Source organism: Lysinibacillus sp. NPDC059133, assembly GCF_042755925.1.
GTDB lineage: Bacteria > Bacillota > Bacilli > Bacillales_A > Planococcaceae > Lysinibacillus.
Genome location: NZ_JBHZDH010000059.1, coordinates 1 through 16977, shown reverse-complemented (window position 1 = coordinate 16977; position 16977 = coordinate 1). Strand labels below are relative to the sequence as shown.

The 16977-nt window shown below is 38.6% G+C and carries 14 protein-coding genes; 4 read left to right on the top strand and 10 right to left on the bottom strand.

All coding sequences use genetic code 11. The annotated features are described in order from the left end of the window. Positions 1-8 precede the first annotated feature (8 nt). From ACFXN8_RS22410 to acsA, 3 genes are all read right to left on the bottom strand, one after another. Entirely contained in the window at positions 9-242 is a 234-nt protein-coding gene (locus tag ACFXN8_RS22410; protein WP_386847707.1) for a hypothetical protein, read from the bottom strand. A gap of 113 nt (positions 243-355) precedes the next feature. Further along, a complete protein-coding gene (locus ACFXN8_RS22405; RefSeq protein ID WP_386847706.1) occupies positions 356-616 on the bottom strand; it encodes a hypothetical protein in 261 nt (86 codons plus the stop codon). Between the two features lie 325 nt (positions 617-941). Continuing rightward, positions 942-2669 (bottom strand): acetate--CoA ligase, encoded by a 1728-nt coding sequence (gene acsA / locus ACFXN8_RS22400; protein WP_386847705.1) that lies wholly within the window; start codon positions 2667-2669, stop codon positions 942-944. A gap of 343 nt (positions 2670-3012) precedes the next feature. Here acsA and ACFXN8_RS22395 point away from each other — a divergent pair, with 343 nt between their 5' ends. The 3 genes from ACFXN8_RS22395 to ACFXN8_RS22385 are packed head-to-tail and all read left to right on the top strand — an operon-like array spanning position 3013 to position 5477. Beyond that, positions 3013-3645: a GNAT family N-acetyltransferase gene (locus tag ACFXN8_RS22395; protein ID WP_079561699.1), complete on the top strand. Its 633-nt coding sequence runs from the start codon at positions 3013-3015 to the stop codon at positions 3643-3645. A gap of 24 nt (positions 3646-3669) precedes the next feature. Then, the gene (locus ACFXN8_RS22390; protein WP_386847704.1) at positions 3670-4320 is read left to right on the top strand and encodes an acetoin utilization AcuB family protein; all 651 of its coding nucleotides are present in this window, start codon (positions 3670-3672) and stop codon (positions 4318-4320) included. Beyond that, positions 4317-5477: an acetoin utilization protein AcuC gene (locus tag ACFXN8_RS22385; protein ID WP_386847703.1), complete on the top strand. Its 1161-nt coding sequence runs from the start codon at positions 4317-4319 to the stop codon at positions 5475-5477. The genes ACFXN8_RS22390 and ACFXN8_RS22385 overlap by 4 nt, the downstream gene beginning before the upstream one ends. 103 nt (positions 5478-5580) lie before the next feature. Here the strand turns inward: ACFXN8_RS22385 and ccpA are convergent, their stop codons facing one another. After that, positions 5581-6585, bottom strand: coding sequence for a catabolite control protein A (gene ccpA / locus ACFXN8_RS22380; protein ID WP_376071598.1), 1005 nt, complete (start codon positions 6583-6585; stop codon positions 5581-5583). Positions 6586-6766: 181 nt separating this feature from the next. Then, positions 6767-7852: a bifunctional 3-deoxy-7-phosphoheptulonate synthase/chorismate mutase gene (locus tag ACFXN8_RS22375; RefSeq protein ID WP_376071595.1), complete on the bottom strand. Its 1086-nt coding sequence runs from the start codon at positions 7850-7852 to the stop codon at positions 6767-6769. A gap of 185 nt (positions 7853-8037) precedes the next feature. Between ACFXN8_RS22375 and ACFXN8_RS22370 the strand changes: the two genes are divergently transcribed. Beyond that, on the top strand, positions 8038-10203 hold the full coding sequence (locus ACFXN8_RS22370) for a cell division FtsA domain-containing protein (protein WP_386847702.1): 2166 nt from the start codon (positions 8038-8040) through the stop codon (positions 10201-10203). 221 nt (positions 10204-10424) lie between these two features. Here ACFXN8_RS22370 and ACFXN8_RS22365 read toward each other — a convergent pair whose 3' ends face one another. The 5 genes from ACFXN8_RS22365 to ACFXN8_RS22345 all read right to left on the bottom strand — a co-directional run. Next, positions 10425-10925 carry a YtxH domain-containing protein gene (locus ACFXN8_RS22365; protein WP_376071590.1) on the bottom strand — a complete coding sequence of 167 codons (501 nt, stop codon included), beginning with the start codon at positions 10923-10925 and terminating at the stop codon, positions 10425-10427. A gap of 133 nt (positions 10926-11058) precedes the next feature. Beyond that, positions 11059-11565: a DUF948 domain-containing protein gene (locus ACFXN8_RS22360; protein ID WP_376071587.1), complete on the bottom strand. Its 507-nt coding sequence runs from the start codon at positions 11563-11565 to the stop codon at positions 11059-11061. Positions 11566-11676: 111 nt separating this feature from the next. Further along, a complete protein-coding gene (gene murC, locus ACFXN8_RS22355; protein WP_386847701.1) occupies positions 11677-12990 on the bottom strand; it encodes a UDP-N-acetylmuramate--L-alanine ligase in 1314 nt (437 codons plus the stop codon). A gap of 228 nt (positions 12991-13218) precedes the next feature. Next, positions 13219-16449, bottom strand: a complete 3231-nt coding sequence (locus tag ACFXN8_RS22350) for a DNA translocase FtsK (protein ID WP_386847700.1) — start codon at positions 16447-16449, stop codon at positions 13219-13221. Positions 16450-16761: 312 nt separating this feature from the next. Then, positions 16762-16977, bottom strand: a 216-nt coding sequence (locus tag ACFXN8_RS22345) for a hypothetical protein (protein WP_386847699.1), incomplete at its 5' end; no start/stop codon positions are given.

Here is a 16977-nt window from a genome sequence, read left to right as displayed (position 1 = left end):
CATACCCGTTATGCTATCACTTTACAAAATGTCTCTTCAAAAAGCAAACAACTAAAAATAAATGGATCGATGGCACAGTTCCCTTTTATTATTGATAAAAAAGAGGTAACACCTTGATCGTTGGCCATGTAGGCTAAGAGCATAACAGCTTCACTTCGTAGGCTAAAAGAGATGGTTGTATCGACCCCTGTAAACATTAAAATGGCCTGTTCAATTTCTGGTATATGCTGATATGCATTCATTTTATAGATTGATAAGCTTTCATTTGCCTCGCTAAATTGCGTTGTTTACGATGGCTTATTTCAGGCTCCTGAAACACCACTTTTCGCATCAATCACTAAAAAGCTTGTATCAATCACTCTTTTAGCAACGGCAACAACGAAAGTAAAACCGCTGTTGGATAGCACCCTGGATTTGCGATAAGAGGAGCATATTGAACATTTTCTGCATTCCATTCAGTTAATCCATATACACTTTGTTGAATGATTTCCAATGGTGCCGCTTTTTTACCGTACCACGCTTCATAGCTCGCGGGATCTTGTAAACGGCAGTCACCAGATAAATCTATCAATTTAGGACCTTTCCCTAAAAATGGAGGTAATAGCTCACTTGTCACACCTGAAGGCGTACTCGTAAAACAACATCAAATTTCTCTCCATAATCATTTTTTTTGTAAAGGTGTATCGGCAATATGAAATAACACCTTCTTCTGAGGATGTGAATAAATCGATCCGCTCCACCGCTTTATGATTATGTAAAAATCGAATAAGCTCTAATCCACCATACCGGTTGCACCAACAATTCATACTTTCAATGCACTCACCTCTGAAATAAGTTAAAAGAAGGCGGAAACTCATTCACTTATCGAATGAATTTCCGCCTTCTATTTATGCACTGGACGTGTAAATATTAATATCCAATATTAAAACTTTATTTGAGACTTAGTCTTCCATCGTAGATAAATCACCAGTTGGTAAATTTAACTCCCACGCCTTTAACACACGACGCATGATCTTACCACTGCGTGTTTTTGGTAGTTTATCCTTAAATTCGATTTCACGAGGTGCTGCGTGTGCAGATAAGCCCTTCTTAACAAAATTGCGAATATCCTCACTCAATGCATCTGAAGGTTCTACACCCTCACGTAAGGATACAAAAGCTTTAATAATTTCACCCCGTACAGGATCTGGCTTTCCAATCACCCCTGCCTCGACTATATCAGGGTGCTCTAGTAGTTTACTTTCTACTTCGAAAGGACCTACCCGCTCACCAGCTGTCATAATCACATCATCTACACGCCCTTGGAACCAGAAATAACCATCATCATCCATATAGGCGGAGTCCCCAGACACATACCATTCACCTTTTAAGAAATAGGATTCATAACGCTCTGGATTCCCCCAAATTTGACGCATCATCGCTGGCCAACCACGTCGAATCGCTAGATTTCCCATTGTAAAAGGTGGTACTTCATTACCGGCGTCATCAACAATCGTCGCATGGATACCTGGTAATGGTTTTCCCATTGACCCTGGCTTAATATCCACAGAAGGATAGTTACAAATCATATGTGCACCCGTTTCTGTCATCCACCACGTATCATGAATACGGTGTTCTAGCTCATCAATCCCCCAACGAATTACCTCTGGATTTAACGGCTCACCAACAGATAAAATGTGACGTAACGAAGATAGATCATAATTCGCAAGCATCCCGCTACCAGCACCCATTAACATTCTAAAAGCGGTTGGTGCACTATACCAAACTGTTACACTATAATCCTCAATTGCTTGGTACCAAGCTTGTGGAGAGAATCTTCCGCCAACAATTAGCATTGTGATACCATTTAACCATGGACCAAAAATTCCATATGCTGTTCCTGTTACCCATCCCGGATCAGCCGTACACCAGTAAATATCATCTTCACGCAAATCTAGTACCCATTGCGTCGATTGATATTGTTGAAGCATTGCATTATGAACATGCAATACGCCCTTCGGTGCTCCAGTTGATCCAGAAGTATAATGAAGAATCATACCATCCTCTCTGTCCACCCATTCAATGTCAAATTGAGAAGATGCTTCTTTCAAGCGTCTATTAAAATCTAAAATTTGTGTTGTTTCCTCTATATCAGTTCCTACTAAAAAGACATGCTGCAAATGTGGTAGCTTTTCTAAAGGTACCCGTTCAAGTAACTCTGGTGTTGTCACTAATACTTTAGCTTCACTATCTGCAAGTCTGTCATAAACTGCACCTTCCATAAATGCCTCAAATAATGGACCTACAATAACACCCATTTTCAATGCGCCTAATAAAGAAAAATAAAGCTCCGGTGAACGTGGCATGAAAATAAATAAGCGATCACCTTTTTCTAAATTTGTTGCTGCCTTAAAAACATTTGCAGCTTTATTTGTCAGCTTTTTCATTTCATTGAAAGAATAAGCCTCTTTACGCTTACCGTCATTAAAATAAAGTGCAACTTTGTTTTTTCGATGTGTTTCTGTATGACGATCAATTGCCTCATACGCCATATTCACAAGACCTGTTTCATACCAACTAAATCCCTTTTCTGTCTCTGCCCAATCATGTGTTGCTGCAGCTCTCTCATAATTAGGCAAATTATATTGCCCTGGTAAAGCATTCAACTTCTCCATCGTTTTCATCCCCATGAAACTACCCCTTTCTTTGCTATCGCTTTAGTACATTAGTAAGCAAATTTCAAATCGTTATTTCATATTTTCCCCCTTCAAAATCCGCTACCTTCTCCAAAGACAAATACGTTTTTCAGCACTTGTTATACAACAGTTTAGCTAGTTTAAAATTAATGAATGCTTATTCATACAACATTCACCTGTTAAATAACAGATGCAATATAAATATATTTTACACGAATCTATTAAGAATGTCTTAATATTTTTATTTTTCTAAAAATGCAAGTATATTTTACAAATAATAGCGTTTTTCCGCAGGAAATCAGCTATAATGAAATTATTAAACTCAGGTGGTGTAATCATGGAACATAAAAGAACTTTTTTTTCTGTCACAAAGGAAACAAAGCATGGTACTGTGTATGTGGAAGGACCTGTTCCTCCAGAAAAATTAGCTACATATTCATTCCACGAAGGCTTGGTTGCTTTTAGACCTCCAAAGCAACAGCAGCAAGCCATTATTGAAATTGCAGGGCTTCCTGAAGGACGAATTATTATTATTCGAAATGAAAACATTATTGTAGGCTACGTCACTTATCTATATCCCGATCCACTTGAACGATGGGCGGAAGATCGAATTGATAATATGATCGAGCTAGGTGCTATTGAAGTTATTCCAGAATATCGTGGTACAGGTGCTGGTAAGGCACTACTAGCCGTGTCTTTTATGGGAGATGAAATGGAAGACTATCTTGTTATCACTACCGAATATTATTGGCATTGGGATTTAAAAGGGACTGGTTTAAATGTTTGGGATTATCGCAAAATGATGGAGAAAATGATGGGCTCCGCCAACTTCGAATATTTTGCTACAGATGACCCTGAAATTACATCACATCCTGCTAACTGCTTGATGGCTCGTGAAGGAAAACGCGTGCCCCCTGAGACAATGGAAAGATTTGATAGACTTCGCTTTAGAAATCGCTTCATGTATTAAAACCAACACAAAGGGGATGAGTATATGATCGTAGAAGAAATTATGAATGATGAGCCTCACACGCTGGCTCCGACAAATACAGTGTTTGAAGCACTGAAATTAATGCGTGAGAAAAAAGTACGTCATTTGCCAGTTGTAGATGAGGAACAACACGTTCTTGGGGTTATCACGGAAAGAGATATTAAAGAGGCTTTACCTTCCTCTTTACGTGATGAGCCTAATTCTCCAGTTTTTAATGCAAAAGTAGAAGAAATTATGGTTAAAAATCCACTTGTCGGTCATCCACTTGATTTCGTAGAAGAAGTAGCTCTTACTTTTTATGAATCCAAAGTAGGCTGTTTACCAATTGTCTCTGGAGGGAAATTAGTAGGGATTGTAACTACTACAGATTTACTCTATACATATATAGAGTTAACAGGTGCCACTGAACCTGGCTCAAAAATTGAAATTCGTGTATCCGATACGCCAGGAATATTATTTGAGATTACAAAAATTTTTCGCGAACATCATGCAAATGTCCAAAGCGTCTTAGTTTATCCTGACTCTGAAAATACCCAAAATAAAATTTTAAGTGTCCGAGTAAAAACATTGAATCCACTAGCTATGATTGAAGATCTTCGCAAAGAAGGCTTTGATGTATTATGGCCTAATTTACCGGGTGTTTCATTACAATGAAAAAAGCAGTATTTGTTTACTCGCCAGAGCAACTCGGATATAAATTTTCAGATACTCATCCTTTCAATCATAAACGCTTGACACTTACAATGGATTTGCTAAAGAATATTGATGCTCTTAATGATTTGGATATTGTTCCAGCTCGTGTCGCAACAGAGGAAGAGCTTTTACTTGCCCATGACCCTAAATATATTGATATCGTTAAAAGAGCTGGACACGGTGAGCTTTCAGAGGCACAATGTGAAAGCTACGGCATAGGCACTGAAGATACACCCATTTTTGAATATATGCATGAAGCAAGTGCACAGCTCGTCGGTGGAACGTTAACAGCTGTCGATTATGTTATGGAAGGAAAAGCCGAGCACGCCCTCAATCTAGGTGGAGGGCTACATCATGGCTTCCGTGGACGTGCATCAGGTTTTTGTATTTACAACGATAGTACAGTAGCCATTCGCTATTTGCAGGAAAAATACAATGCTCGTGTACTTTATGTAGATACCGATGCCCACCATGGGGATGGGGTACAATGGAGTTTTTATGAAGATCCAGATGTTTGTACATTGTCCATTCATGAAACAGGGCGCTATCTTTTTCCCGGAACTGGTAATATTACAGAACGCGGAAATGGACAAGGCTATGGCGCTTCTTTTAATTTTCCAATTGATGCTTTTACAGAAGATGAGAGTTTCCTAGAAATATATGAAAAAGCTATGCGAGAAGTTTTTGAATTTTTCAAGCCGGATGTTGTGCTAACGCAAAATGGCGCAGATGCACATTTTTTCGATCCATTAACACATTTATATGGGACAATGAATATTTATAGAGAAATTCCAAAGCTTGCACATAAATTAGCACATGAATATTGTGGAGGCAAATGGATTGCTGTCGGTGGTGGAGGGTACGATATTTGGCGTGTTGTGCCTCGTGCATGGTCTATGCTATGGCTTGAAATGACAGATCAGCAATTACCAACAGGTCCCCTCCCTCAAGCATGGTTAGATCGTTGGCAGCCTGAAGCACCAGTGCCTTTTATTCCAACTTGGGAGGATCCAAATCCTTTGTATGAACCAATCCCTCGAAAGGCTGAGATTGAAGAAAAAAACGCGCAAATGCTAGCCAAAGCGCTACATATTGTTCGTAATGAAAAACGCGTTTAACACTAGCCTCACGACAATCGTGAGGCTTTTCGTTTGCTCTTAGTCATCTATCCGTCTACATAAAAACACGTAAATCCTGAACAGATTTACGTGTTAAGTATCGTTATTTACTTTTGACAGATTGTCGATGCTCAATACGATGCGGTAAAATAACCGCTTCGTCTTCAACAGGCTCTTTGTTCATTAATTTTGTCAGCAAGCGCATTGCGACAGCTCCGATATCGTACAGCGGTAACGCGACACTTGTTAGCTGCGGACGAACCATGCGAGCTAATTTCGAATTTTCAAAACTGATTACTTCGATATCCTCAGGTACATCTTTACCTGCATCCTGTGCACCATGAATCAATCCAATTGCTAATTCATCACTACCTGCAAAATAAGCAGTTGGAGGATTTTCTAGTGAGGATAATGTTTCCCACGCCTCTAAGCCCATATCATAGCTCGATTCATCTGCAGCAATTAATGATTCATCTATAGGGTAACCTGCGTCTTGTAAGGCTTTTTTATAAGCTTCAAGTTTGAATTTTCCATTAATAGTATACGAAAGCGGACCTGTTACGAAAGCGATTCTCTTATGACCATTTTGAATAAGTAATGTAATCGCCTCATAAGCTGCTTGATAATAATCTATATTAACAGTCGCAATTGTTTGTGATTCATCTACTGAACCTGCAAGTACAATTGGCACAGGAGAATGATCCATAGTTTGTTGCATTTTTTCAGTTACTTCATCACTCATCATGACAATACCGTCAACCTGTTTTCCCAGCATTGTATCCAGTAGCTGAAGCTCTTTATCTTCATGTTGGTCTGAATTGGCTAAAATAATATTGTAACGATACATTGTTGCAATATCCTCTACACCACGTGCCAGTTCCGCATAAACATTGTTTGCAATATCCGGGATAATCACGCCAACTGTTGTTGTTTTCTTACTTGCTAATCCTCGCGCTACTGCGTTTGGACGATACTCTAATCGTTCAATTACTTCTAATACTTTTTTTCGTGTTGCCGGTTTTACGTTTTGATTACCATTGACTACACGAGAGACAGTTGCCATAGAAACATTTGCTTCTCTTGCAACATCATAAATTGTAACAGTCATCGTACGTGCCTCCCTTTTTTCCTTTTATAGCCTTATCATACGATAATTTTCATATTCTTTTCAAGAAGCAGTATGTACATGAAAAGAAAAACCAAGTACAAGTAGTACTATTCTAGACATTATTTTGTCACTATATAGTAAACACCGCCTGCCGATTAGAGCAAGCGGTGTTTATCAACAATTAAGCATTGATTTCATGATTCTTCATGAAAGTTTGTAATGTTTTGTAGAAAGCATCAAATGTTGGAATATCCATTTGCTGTTGTGAATCTGAAAGTGCTACAGATGGATCTGGATGCACCTCTGCCATGACGCCATCAGCTCCAATAGCAATTGCTGCCTTAGCACATGGTAATAGTAAATCACGACGACCTGTTGAATGTGTAACGTCTACAAATACTGGTAAATGCGTTTCTTGTTTTAAAATTGGTACAGCAGAAATATCTAATGTGTTACGCGTTGCTTTTTCGTAAGTACGAATACCACGCTCACAAAGAATGATGTTTTCATTTCCTTTAGACATAATGTATTCTGCTGCGTGGATGAATTCATCAATTGTCGCTGCTAAGCCTCGTTTTAAAAGGACAGGTTTATTTGTTGCACCCGCTGCTTTTAATAATTCGAAGTTTTGCATATTACGTGCACCAATTTGGATAACATCGATGTAATCTAATGCTTCCTCTAAATGACCTGGTGTAACAATTTCCGTAATAACGCCTAAACCAAATTCCTCTGACACACGTTTTAAAATTTTAAGTCCTTCTAACCCAAGACCTTGGAAGTCATATGGAGAAGTACGTGGCTTATAAGCACCACCACGAATTAATTTTTCACCTTTTGCTTTAATAGATGCTGCTACGGCTGCTACTTGCTCGTATGATTCTACAGCACAAGGTCCAAATACGAAAGATGGTTTTCCTTGGCCAATCAGTTCACCATTCACATTAATGACAGTATCTTCTGATTTCTTCTTACGTGATACAAGTAACTCTTTTTTCTTATCTGCTTCTAGTTGTTTTAAAGCTGTTTTAAAGATTTGCTTAAATATATAATCAACCGTCATTTGGTTTAATGGACCTTGATTGTGTTCTTTAATAAGATCAAGCATGTGTCGTTCACGCAATGGATCATAGCGATTCACACCTTGTTTTTCTTTAATCTTACCGATTTCATCAACTACTGCTGCTCGTTCATTAATTAGACGTAGAATTTCTAAGTTTAAACCGTCAATTTGACTACGTAAGCTTTCTAAATCTTTTTGGCTCATACTTTCTTGCTCCTCTCCTCATGACAGACACTTTCAGAACTCTGAAATGTATGTTACATTTTTAGATATTAGCAACATTATAATCAATGTTGCGCAGAATGTCACGCATTTTTAATTTAGCGCTTCAACTCGCTAAATTATATAATAATATTAACATACAAATTACGAGAAAGGAAGCGAGTACATTGAGTTCAAAATTATTTGCACTTGATATCGGTACACGTTCTGTAGTAGGAATTATTTTAGCAGAAGATAAAGACCGCTTTCACGTGGAAGACATCTTAGTAAAAGAACATAAAGAACGCGCCATGGTAGATGGTCAAATACATAATGTCATGTATGTGGCAGATTTAATCAATGAAATTAAACATGAACTTGAAGAGAAGCATGGTCCTTTAACAAAAGTGAGTGTCGCTGCCGCTGGTCGCTCATTGAAAACAGAACAAGCAAGCGTGACAATCAATATTCGTAATCGACCTATCTTTACAGAAGAAGATATAAGTCGTTTAGAACTACAAGCTGTTCAACAGGCACAGCAACAACTCCTTCAACACAAAGAAGATGCTAAAATAAGCCACTATTATTGTGTTGGTTATTCAGTTCTATACTATCGTTTAGATGGAGAAGAAATTGGTAGCCTACTCGATCAGCAAGGCGATGAAGCACAAATTGAAGTTATTGCTACGTTCTTGCCACGAGTTGTCGTAGAATCGCTTATTGCGGCTCTTAAACGCGCGGATTTAGAGATGGATGCACTAACATTAGAACCTATTGCAGCTATTAATGTGCTTATCCCCCCAACAATGCGTCGTTTAAATGTGGCGCTTGTTGATATTGGCGCTGGTACTTCCGATATTGCCATTACCGATAAAAGTACTGTTGTCGCATATGGCATGGTACCAACAGCTGGTGATGAAATAACAGAGGCATTAAGTGACCACTATTTACTCGACTTCCCAGTTGCCGAAGAAGCGAAGCGTCAACTGCAAACAGAAGAAGAAATATTAATTCAGGATATTTTAGGCTTTGATCAATATTACCCGAAAGAAGAAGTTCTTCAAGCAATCGATCCTGCTGTCAAGCAACTGGCAAAAGCCATTGGAGAAGAAATATTACGTCTTAATAATCAGTCAGCTCCTAAGGCGGTAATGCTTGTTGGTGGAGGTAGCTTAACACCCAAACTTACAACTGAACTTGGACTAGTACTAAATTTACCTGCCAACCGCATTGCCGTTCGAGGGATTGATGCCATTCAAAACTTAACGAAGGAAGATCACATTAAAGCATCTCCTGAATTGGTGACTCCAATCGGTATTGCCATTGCAGCAAAAAAAATGCCTATTCAATATATGAGTTTAACTGTCAATGAACAAGTAGTTCGCCTTTTTGAATTAAAGGAAATGACTGTCGCTGATGCATTTTTAGCAGCCAATATTCGAGCCAAACAGTTATATGGAAAACCAGGACATGGATTATCATTGAATGTAAATGGACAAGATATTTTCATCCCTGGTGGTCACGGTCAACCGGCAGAAATTTTAGTGAATGGTCATCAGGCATCCACTAAAACGATGATTAAATCAGGCGATGCCATCCAGTTAATTGAAGGTCAAGACGGCCAGCCAGCTACTGCTACGGTAAGAGATATTGTAGATGATGCTGCCATTAAAACCGTTACAATTCAACATACAAAGTATGTCATCGAACCACAAATAACGGTTAATGGTTCCCCAGTATCACTCGATAATGTATTAAATGATCGAGATGTTGTGATGTTTGAAATAGCTGAAACAGTCGAGGATGTATTTAAGCTCACTAATAATTGGGAGTTATTAAAACAATTTGAGTCATTTTATATTCAAGTGGACGGAAAGCCACTTTATTTACCAGAGTTTTCAGCTCATTTAATGATGAATGGTAAACCATCTAAAATGTCATATGCTGTACAAGATGGTGATGTACTTACATTTCAGCAACAAACATACCCTATCGTTCAACAGATTGCTGACCAAATGAGTGTTTTACTTGAGGATAAAATCATCATACACTTTCAAAACGAGGTATTAGAGCTAAAAAAGATGGCTAACGAAGTTCTCGTTAATCAAGTAGTGGTATCACCTCTTTCAACCGTTCCAAATGGAGCCAGTATTTCATTTAAAGAGAAAGACCGAAGTCGTTGGATCTACCAGGATGTGTTCCGTTTCTCCAATTGGCAACTGCCTACTACATTTAAAGGTAATTTCACGATTTTACGAAATGGTCAACCGGCAAGCTTCGATATGGAGATTTTCGGCGGGGATAAACTAGAAATTTTACTAGAAAAAGCACCTATATCTGAACAAATGCGCTAAAGCGCTCGTTTACATCCGACAAGCGCTGGAGAGCCCGAAGCAAAAGTAAACGCTCCACCACTTTTGCCCGAGGGATCGAAGCGACCTCGAGGATGTAGCGTTTTAGCCTAGACGACGACTTTGCTCTAGTTTATCCACAGGCAAAAAATCCATAGTTTCCTTAACAATAAAAAAGGGATACGATACATCGTTGATAAGATGTATCGTATCCCTTTTATCTATTATGCGCGAACTTCTTCACTTTTTTCTTCAGCTTGTTCCTTTTTTTCATCAGCATCCTCTGCCTTAGGTTCTTCACTAGGAATGAAATCCTCCAGTGGCTCTTCACCCTCAAAAGAAACAGTACCATCGTCAAAAACAGTTGGTGCCTTTGCTGATTTTAACGTTTTTACTTTCTCCACTAATTGTGTAGATTGTTCTTGAATTTGTTTAGATAATTGAACCGTTTTATCTTTTGCAGTTGTCGAGAAATCTGCACTCTTATCTTTTAGGTTAACAGCTTGTACTGCTACATCGCTAAGTAAATCTTTTCCTGATTTTGGAGCTAGTAATAAGCCGGCAGCTGCACCTACTATACCGCCAACTAATGCGCCAATAACGAAATCCTTCATGTTCACTCGCTCCTCTTCATAAATTGATTCTTGCGGATGATAAAGCTGCGGCAATGAACTTTCAAGTTGTTGTTCCTTCACTTCATTAAAATTTGGCTTTTGAGTTGTCATGCAACAATTCCTCCCCATCTTATTATCTAATTTGCCTAGACTGGTTGTCCATCTGCCTTCGCGGATGCATTCTTCAACTTATGCCTAAGACTTTATTTTTATTCAGCTGACATTAACGTCTACCGAATAATAATTATTTTTTACGGCCCCATTTTCTTTTTGATTTTTCCGTTTTCTCAGATTCAAAAGGATAAACATCATCTTGAATCACCTCATTGGCCTGATCGGTAATTTTACGTTTTTTCCACTTATCAGCAATGCCGATTGCGACATTGCTCCACTGAACAACCTGTGCAATTTTTTCTTCATTTTGTTCCACACTTGTAGAAATTGAAGAAGTAATTTGCTGTACAGATGTATTTAAACCATTCACAGAGTCGCCAATTCCTTTGACTGCATGAACAACAGAATTTAACTGTTCAGATTTTTCTTGAATATCCTCTGCCAAGCTATTTGTTTTGGACAGTAAGGAAGTCGTTTCACGTGTAATACCTTCCATCTGTCCTTCTATACCCGATAATGTTCCTGCTAAACTGTTAAGGATTGATTTGAGCGAAAATAATGTCATTCCTACGCTCACACATAAAATTAAAAAACCGATTGCTGCGATGATTGCCGCAATATACAAAATAATTTCCATAACTAGACCTCCTGCAAGTAAAAATTCTCTTTACTAATCCTATCCTTATCTTCGACAAAAAAAACTGAATTCCTTCTCATTTTTGAGAAAAAACAGCTTATTCCTTGCGGACTAAGCTGTTTCGTTGTTCTTTAGCACGTCTTCAAAAGCATCTTGGAATTTGTGAACATCGCCAGCGCCCATAAATAAAAATACTGCGCCTTTATGCTTTGTTAACACATCGATTCCTTCAGTGGTAATCACTGCACTGCCTTCAATTAAAGACGCTAAATCTTGGATTGAAAGTGCGCCTTGTGTTTCCCTTGCAGAGCCAAAAATATCACATAAGTATGCTGTATCTGCAAGACTTAGACTATCTGCGAAATCCTGTAAAAAAGCTTGTGTACGTGTAAATGTATGTGGTTGGAAAATAGCTACTAGCTCACGATCTGGAAATTTTTGTCGTGCCGATTGAACCGTTGCACGGATTTCAGTTGGATGGTGTGCATAGTCATCTATTAAAACATTATTCCCAATATCCGTTTCTGTAAAACGTCTTTTCACACCTTTATATGTGTTTAAACGTTCTTGAACGATGTCTGGTGAAATACCTTCATATTGGCAAAGTGTAATAACAGCTAAAGTATTTAATACCGCATGATCACCAAACAATGGGATAAAGAATGTACTATAAAATTCATTACGGACAAATACATCAAACTTTGTACCCTTTGTTGTTTTTTCAACATTACGAGCCTCAAAATCATTTTCAGCCCCAAATCCATAATAAACAACTGGTACCTTTGCTTGAATACGTTGTAGATGTTCATCATCACCGCAAGCAATAATGGCTTTTTCAACCTGTAATGCTAATGATTGAAAGGCTGAATAAACATCCTCTATGTTTGCAAAATAGTCAGGATGGTCAAAATCAATATTAGTCATTACTGCGTAATCGGGATTGTAAGCTAAAAAATGTCGACGGTATTCACATGCTTCCATCACAAAGAAGTCAGCATTTTCATGCCCAGCGCCTGTTCCATCACCGATTAAATAAGAAGTTGGTTTATAACCTCCTACAACATGAGCCATTAAGCCTGTCGTAGATGTTTTACCATGTGCACCCGTAATAGCAATCGACGTATAATTACCGATATATTCACCTAAAAATTTATGGTAGCGAATAACTTCTACACCGATTTGACGTGCACGCTCTAATTCGGGATGATCATCAGGAAATGCGTTCCCTGCAATAACTGTCATACCTTCTTTAATATTATCTGCATTAAATGTAAAAATTGAAATATTACGCTCACGTAACGGCTGTTCCGTGAAGAAATATTTATCAATATCTGAGCCCTGTACTTGTTCACCAGCATCAAATAAGATTTGTGCAAGTGAACTCATGCCAGAACCTTTAATGCCTGTGAAATGAAAAACTGTCATTAATTAAACCCCCCGGGAATTCAATATCCCTTCTATCATCTATTAGGTGTACCGTATTTTCTCACTAATTATTAGGTATTAATACCTTTGGAAGTGCTAAAAAATACGTACTAATCAACACATCTTGTCTATTATAGCACTATTTATGCATAAGGATAAATGTGTAACTTTTCTAAAAAAACTAATTTCGACGTAATTAAGATAATCTATACGAAAACAATACAATTCTTATTCAAACATAGCAATTAAATCTTCTTCTGTAATATAACTTTCTCGTGGTTTACTGCCTCTTGCCTCAGACACAAAGCCATGCGATTCCAACATATCGATTAACCGTGCAGCACGATTATAGCCAATATGATATTTGCGCTGAATTAAGGAAGTAGAAGCTCCTCCCTGCTCATAGACAAACCGACATACATCCTCAAACAGTTCATCTTGCTCAGCGGAAACCTCAGTCTTCTTTAAAAGTTCCTCTTGATCGAATATATAATCAGGCTCTCCTTGCTCACGAACATGCTCAATAATCGCTTCAATTTCATCATCTGTCACAAATGTCCCCTGCAAACGCACCGGAGCAGACATACCATTACCTAAATATAACATATCGCCTCGTCCAAGCAATCTTTCTGCACCTTGCGCATCTAAAATTGTACGTGAATCGATTTGTGAAGATACCGCAAAAGCAATACGTGTAGGAATATTTGATTTAATAAGCCCTGTAATAACGTCAACAGACGGTCTTTGAGTTGCAACAATTAAATGGATACCACAAGCACGTGCCTTTTGCGCAATACGACAAATTGCCTCCTCTACATCTGTAGGAGACATCATCATTAAATCTGCCAATTCATCAATGACAATTAGAATATACGGTAATTTTAAGCTATGTTCATTATTTTTATCCGCAATTGCATTATAACGTGTAATATCACGTGCACCCGCATGAGCAAACAACTGATAACGACGTTCCATTTCCTCCACTGCCCATTTCAGTGCAGCTGTAGCAGCTTTAACATCTGTGATGACTGGGCTAACTAAATGAGGAATATGATTAAACGGTGCTAATTCTACCATTTTAGGATCGATAAGCATTAGTTTTAATTCATGTGGTGCAGCTTTATATAATAAACTAACCAAAATTGAATTGATACAAACTGATTTACCAGAACCTGTAGCTCCGGCAATTAAGCCATGCGGCATTTTTCGTAAATCAATGGTTACAGGCTTCCCTGTTAAATCCAGACCCAATGCTGCTTCTAACGGTGAATCGGACTCAAGGAAAGAAGCACTATTTGTCACTTCTGATAATCGAACAGCGCGAGATACACGGTTCGGTATCTCAATGCCAATTGAGCTCTTCCCAGGAATCGGCGCTTGGATGCGGATATCTTTCGCTGCCAACGCAAGCTTCAAATCATCTGATAGATTGCGGATTTTACTAACCTTCGTACCATGACTCACTGTTATTTCAAATTGTGTTACGGCAGGTCCTTGCATAATGGATTCTATTTGAGCTGAGACTTGGAAATAAGACAAAGCTTCGACCAACGTATCTCCCTGTTGCTCCATCCACTCAGTATCCTGTGTTTTTTCCTCAGGTGGCTCTAAAAACTCATCCTCCGGCTTTTGATACACATGAACAGGTTTTGGAGGTATTTCCATTACTTGATTTTCCACTAATGTTTCATCTGATATGGAAGGTTGCTCTAGATACTCTTCTAGATCAATATAATTCTCCTCGGGAATCACTACTTTTTCGATAGGAAACTCCTGTTCAGCAGTTATTTCTATTTCCGGTTCGGTAGTAACCGCTACTTCCTTCTCAGCAGTTATTTCCATTTCCGGTTCGGTAGTTACTTCTACTTCCTTCTCAGCAGTTGTTTCCATTTCCGGTTCGGTAGTTACTTCCATTTCGGTAGTTGCTGAAATTTCGTCGGAGCTCTCAACATCAATCACAGTCTTTTCTAATGTCGAAACGCTCGACATTGATGATACTGGTGCCATTGTAATGACTGATACACTCTCTGTTGCAGTATTGAATGGAGCAGTATTTTGAATAGAAACCTCGTCTTTCTCCGTCGATTGTAGTGTTGTTGTATCATCCATCTCTAACTCACTAATCTCTAAATGTATGGATCGTTGGATTTGTTCTTTATTGGATGGCACCAATTGATGTTCTTCCTCTAAATGAATCGGCTCAGAAGAAGGCTCTTGTTCTTCTTGATCCTTTTCAACAATTGTTGGGGTCGGCTTCGTATTTTTTAATTGCTGTCGAATTCTCCATTTCTCTTTATCCGTTTTTAGCATTAAAACATTGAATGGTACCCCGCCACTTTTTTCTTTCTTTCCTACAGATTGCTCTTCTAATGATTGTTCTTGCAATATCTTTTGCTCAATATCTTCATTCATTGATGGCTGGACTACTGTCACTTCACCAATGTGGATAGTAGAATTTTCGATTTGTAATTGTTCTACGACTACTTCTTTTACATGAATTTCGGATTGATCAACAGGAAGTTGTTCAATATTCAGCTCATGCTGAACAGCTTCTTTCACTTGGTCTTCAAATTCTACGGCAAAAGAAGTTGTTAGTGGAACAGGTAATTCCGTCGTCGTATTATCATTTGGATGATTGGTTTCGTCTAATAATTTATCATCAAAAGTAATCGGTTGCTTTGCAGGTTTTTCAATTGTTTCAGGGATTTCTAACTGTTCAGGTCCATCTTTTTGATCTGCGCTAATAGGCTCTTTTTCTTCTAGTATATTTTCAATAGCCTCATTTGTTGTCGCTTCTTTTATAGACTTAGATGCTGTAGGTATTTCTAACTCTTTTTTGTCGTGCTCTTCCTTTCGCTTCTCTAATAATTGTTCAATTGGGCTTGGCTTAGTAAAACCATAGACTGGTGACGGAACATCACTTGGTACAAAACGTTTGCGATTAGCAGGTAAATCACTTTCATCTGTTTTTTCTGATAGATAATTCGTATCTTTAGGCGAAGTCGGTAATTCATTTTGTGCATCTCGAAAAACAAGACTTGCTTTCGAACGATTTTCCGGTTCAGGCTGACTTCGCGTAATCGTCGTTCTACCTGTTCTCTTCGTTCGATTTGCTAATAGATCTCGAATACCTGAAACCTCAATATCATAAACACTCGAATCCACAATATGATTATTTAAGTGCCTCGGTAGCGATAAATCTTCAATTTGTCCGGACGAGTATGCATCGTCCATTTGATTAAATGCTTCTTTTGATGATGGTGTTGATGGTGGAGCTGAAAATTCCTCATCCTCAATTAACGGAAAACGAAAAGTTTTTTGCTTTGCTGCTGTTGTTTCTTTAAATGAGTTTAGTTGCTCAGATTGTTCTTCTTCATAGTCATCATAAAACTCTTCATATTCGTAATCATTGTCATCTTTATTTAAAAATTTATCCATTTGTTTTTTTAACCAATTCACATTGTTTCACTCATTTCTCTTACACTTCATTTATAGCATTAACTAAATCAATTATGCCTCGGCATAATTGTTGCTGTCGCTTCGCTTTCGCACAAATAAACAATGCGTCCGGAATCGGCTTTGTGCTTAGGCCTGCACGAGGGCCGATACGATGTCGGTCATTTCGGTAATGCCACAGGACGTGGCGTTTTTACCGATGCAGGTCAGTTAGCCGTTATCGCATGGATGCGATGTTTTTAGGCTAACATCCTCTAAGAACTCCTTTCCGATTCCGTGACATCCGCTGGAGGCTTTGGGCCAACAGATGCAGTGTTAACGTAGCGACAGCGGCAGCACGATGCTGGTCAACTCAGTCGTGAGTTGTTGCTGTCGCTTCGCTTTCGCACAGTTAAAACCATGTTGCTGTCGCTTCGCTTTCGCACAGTTAAAACCATGTTGCTGTCGCTTCGCTTTCGCACAGTTAAAACCATGTTGCTGTCGCTTCGCTTTCGCACAGTTAAAACCATGTTGCTGTCGCTTCGCTTTCGC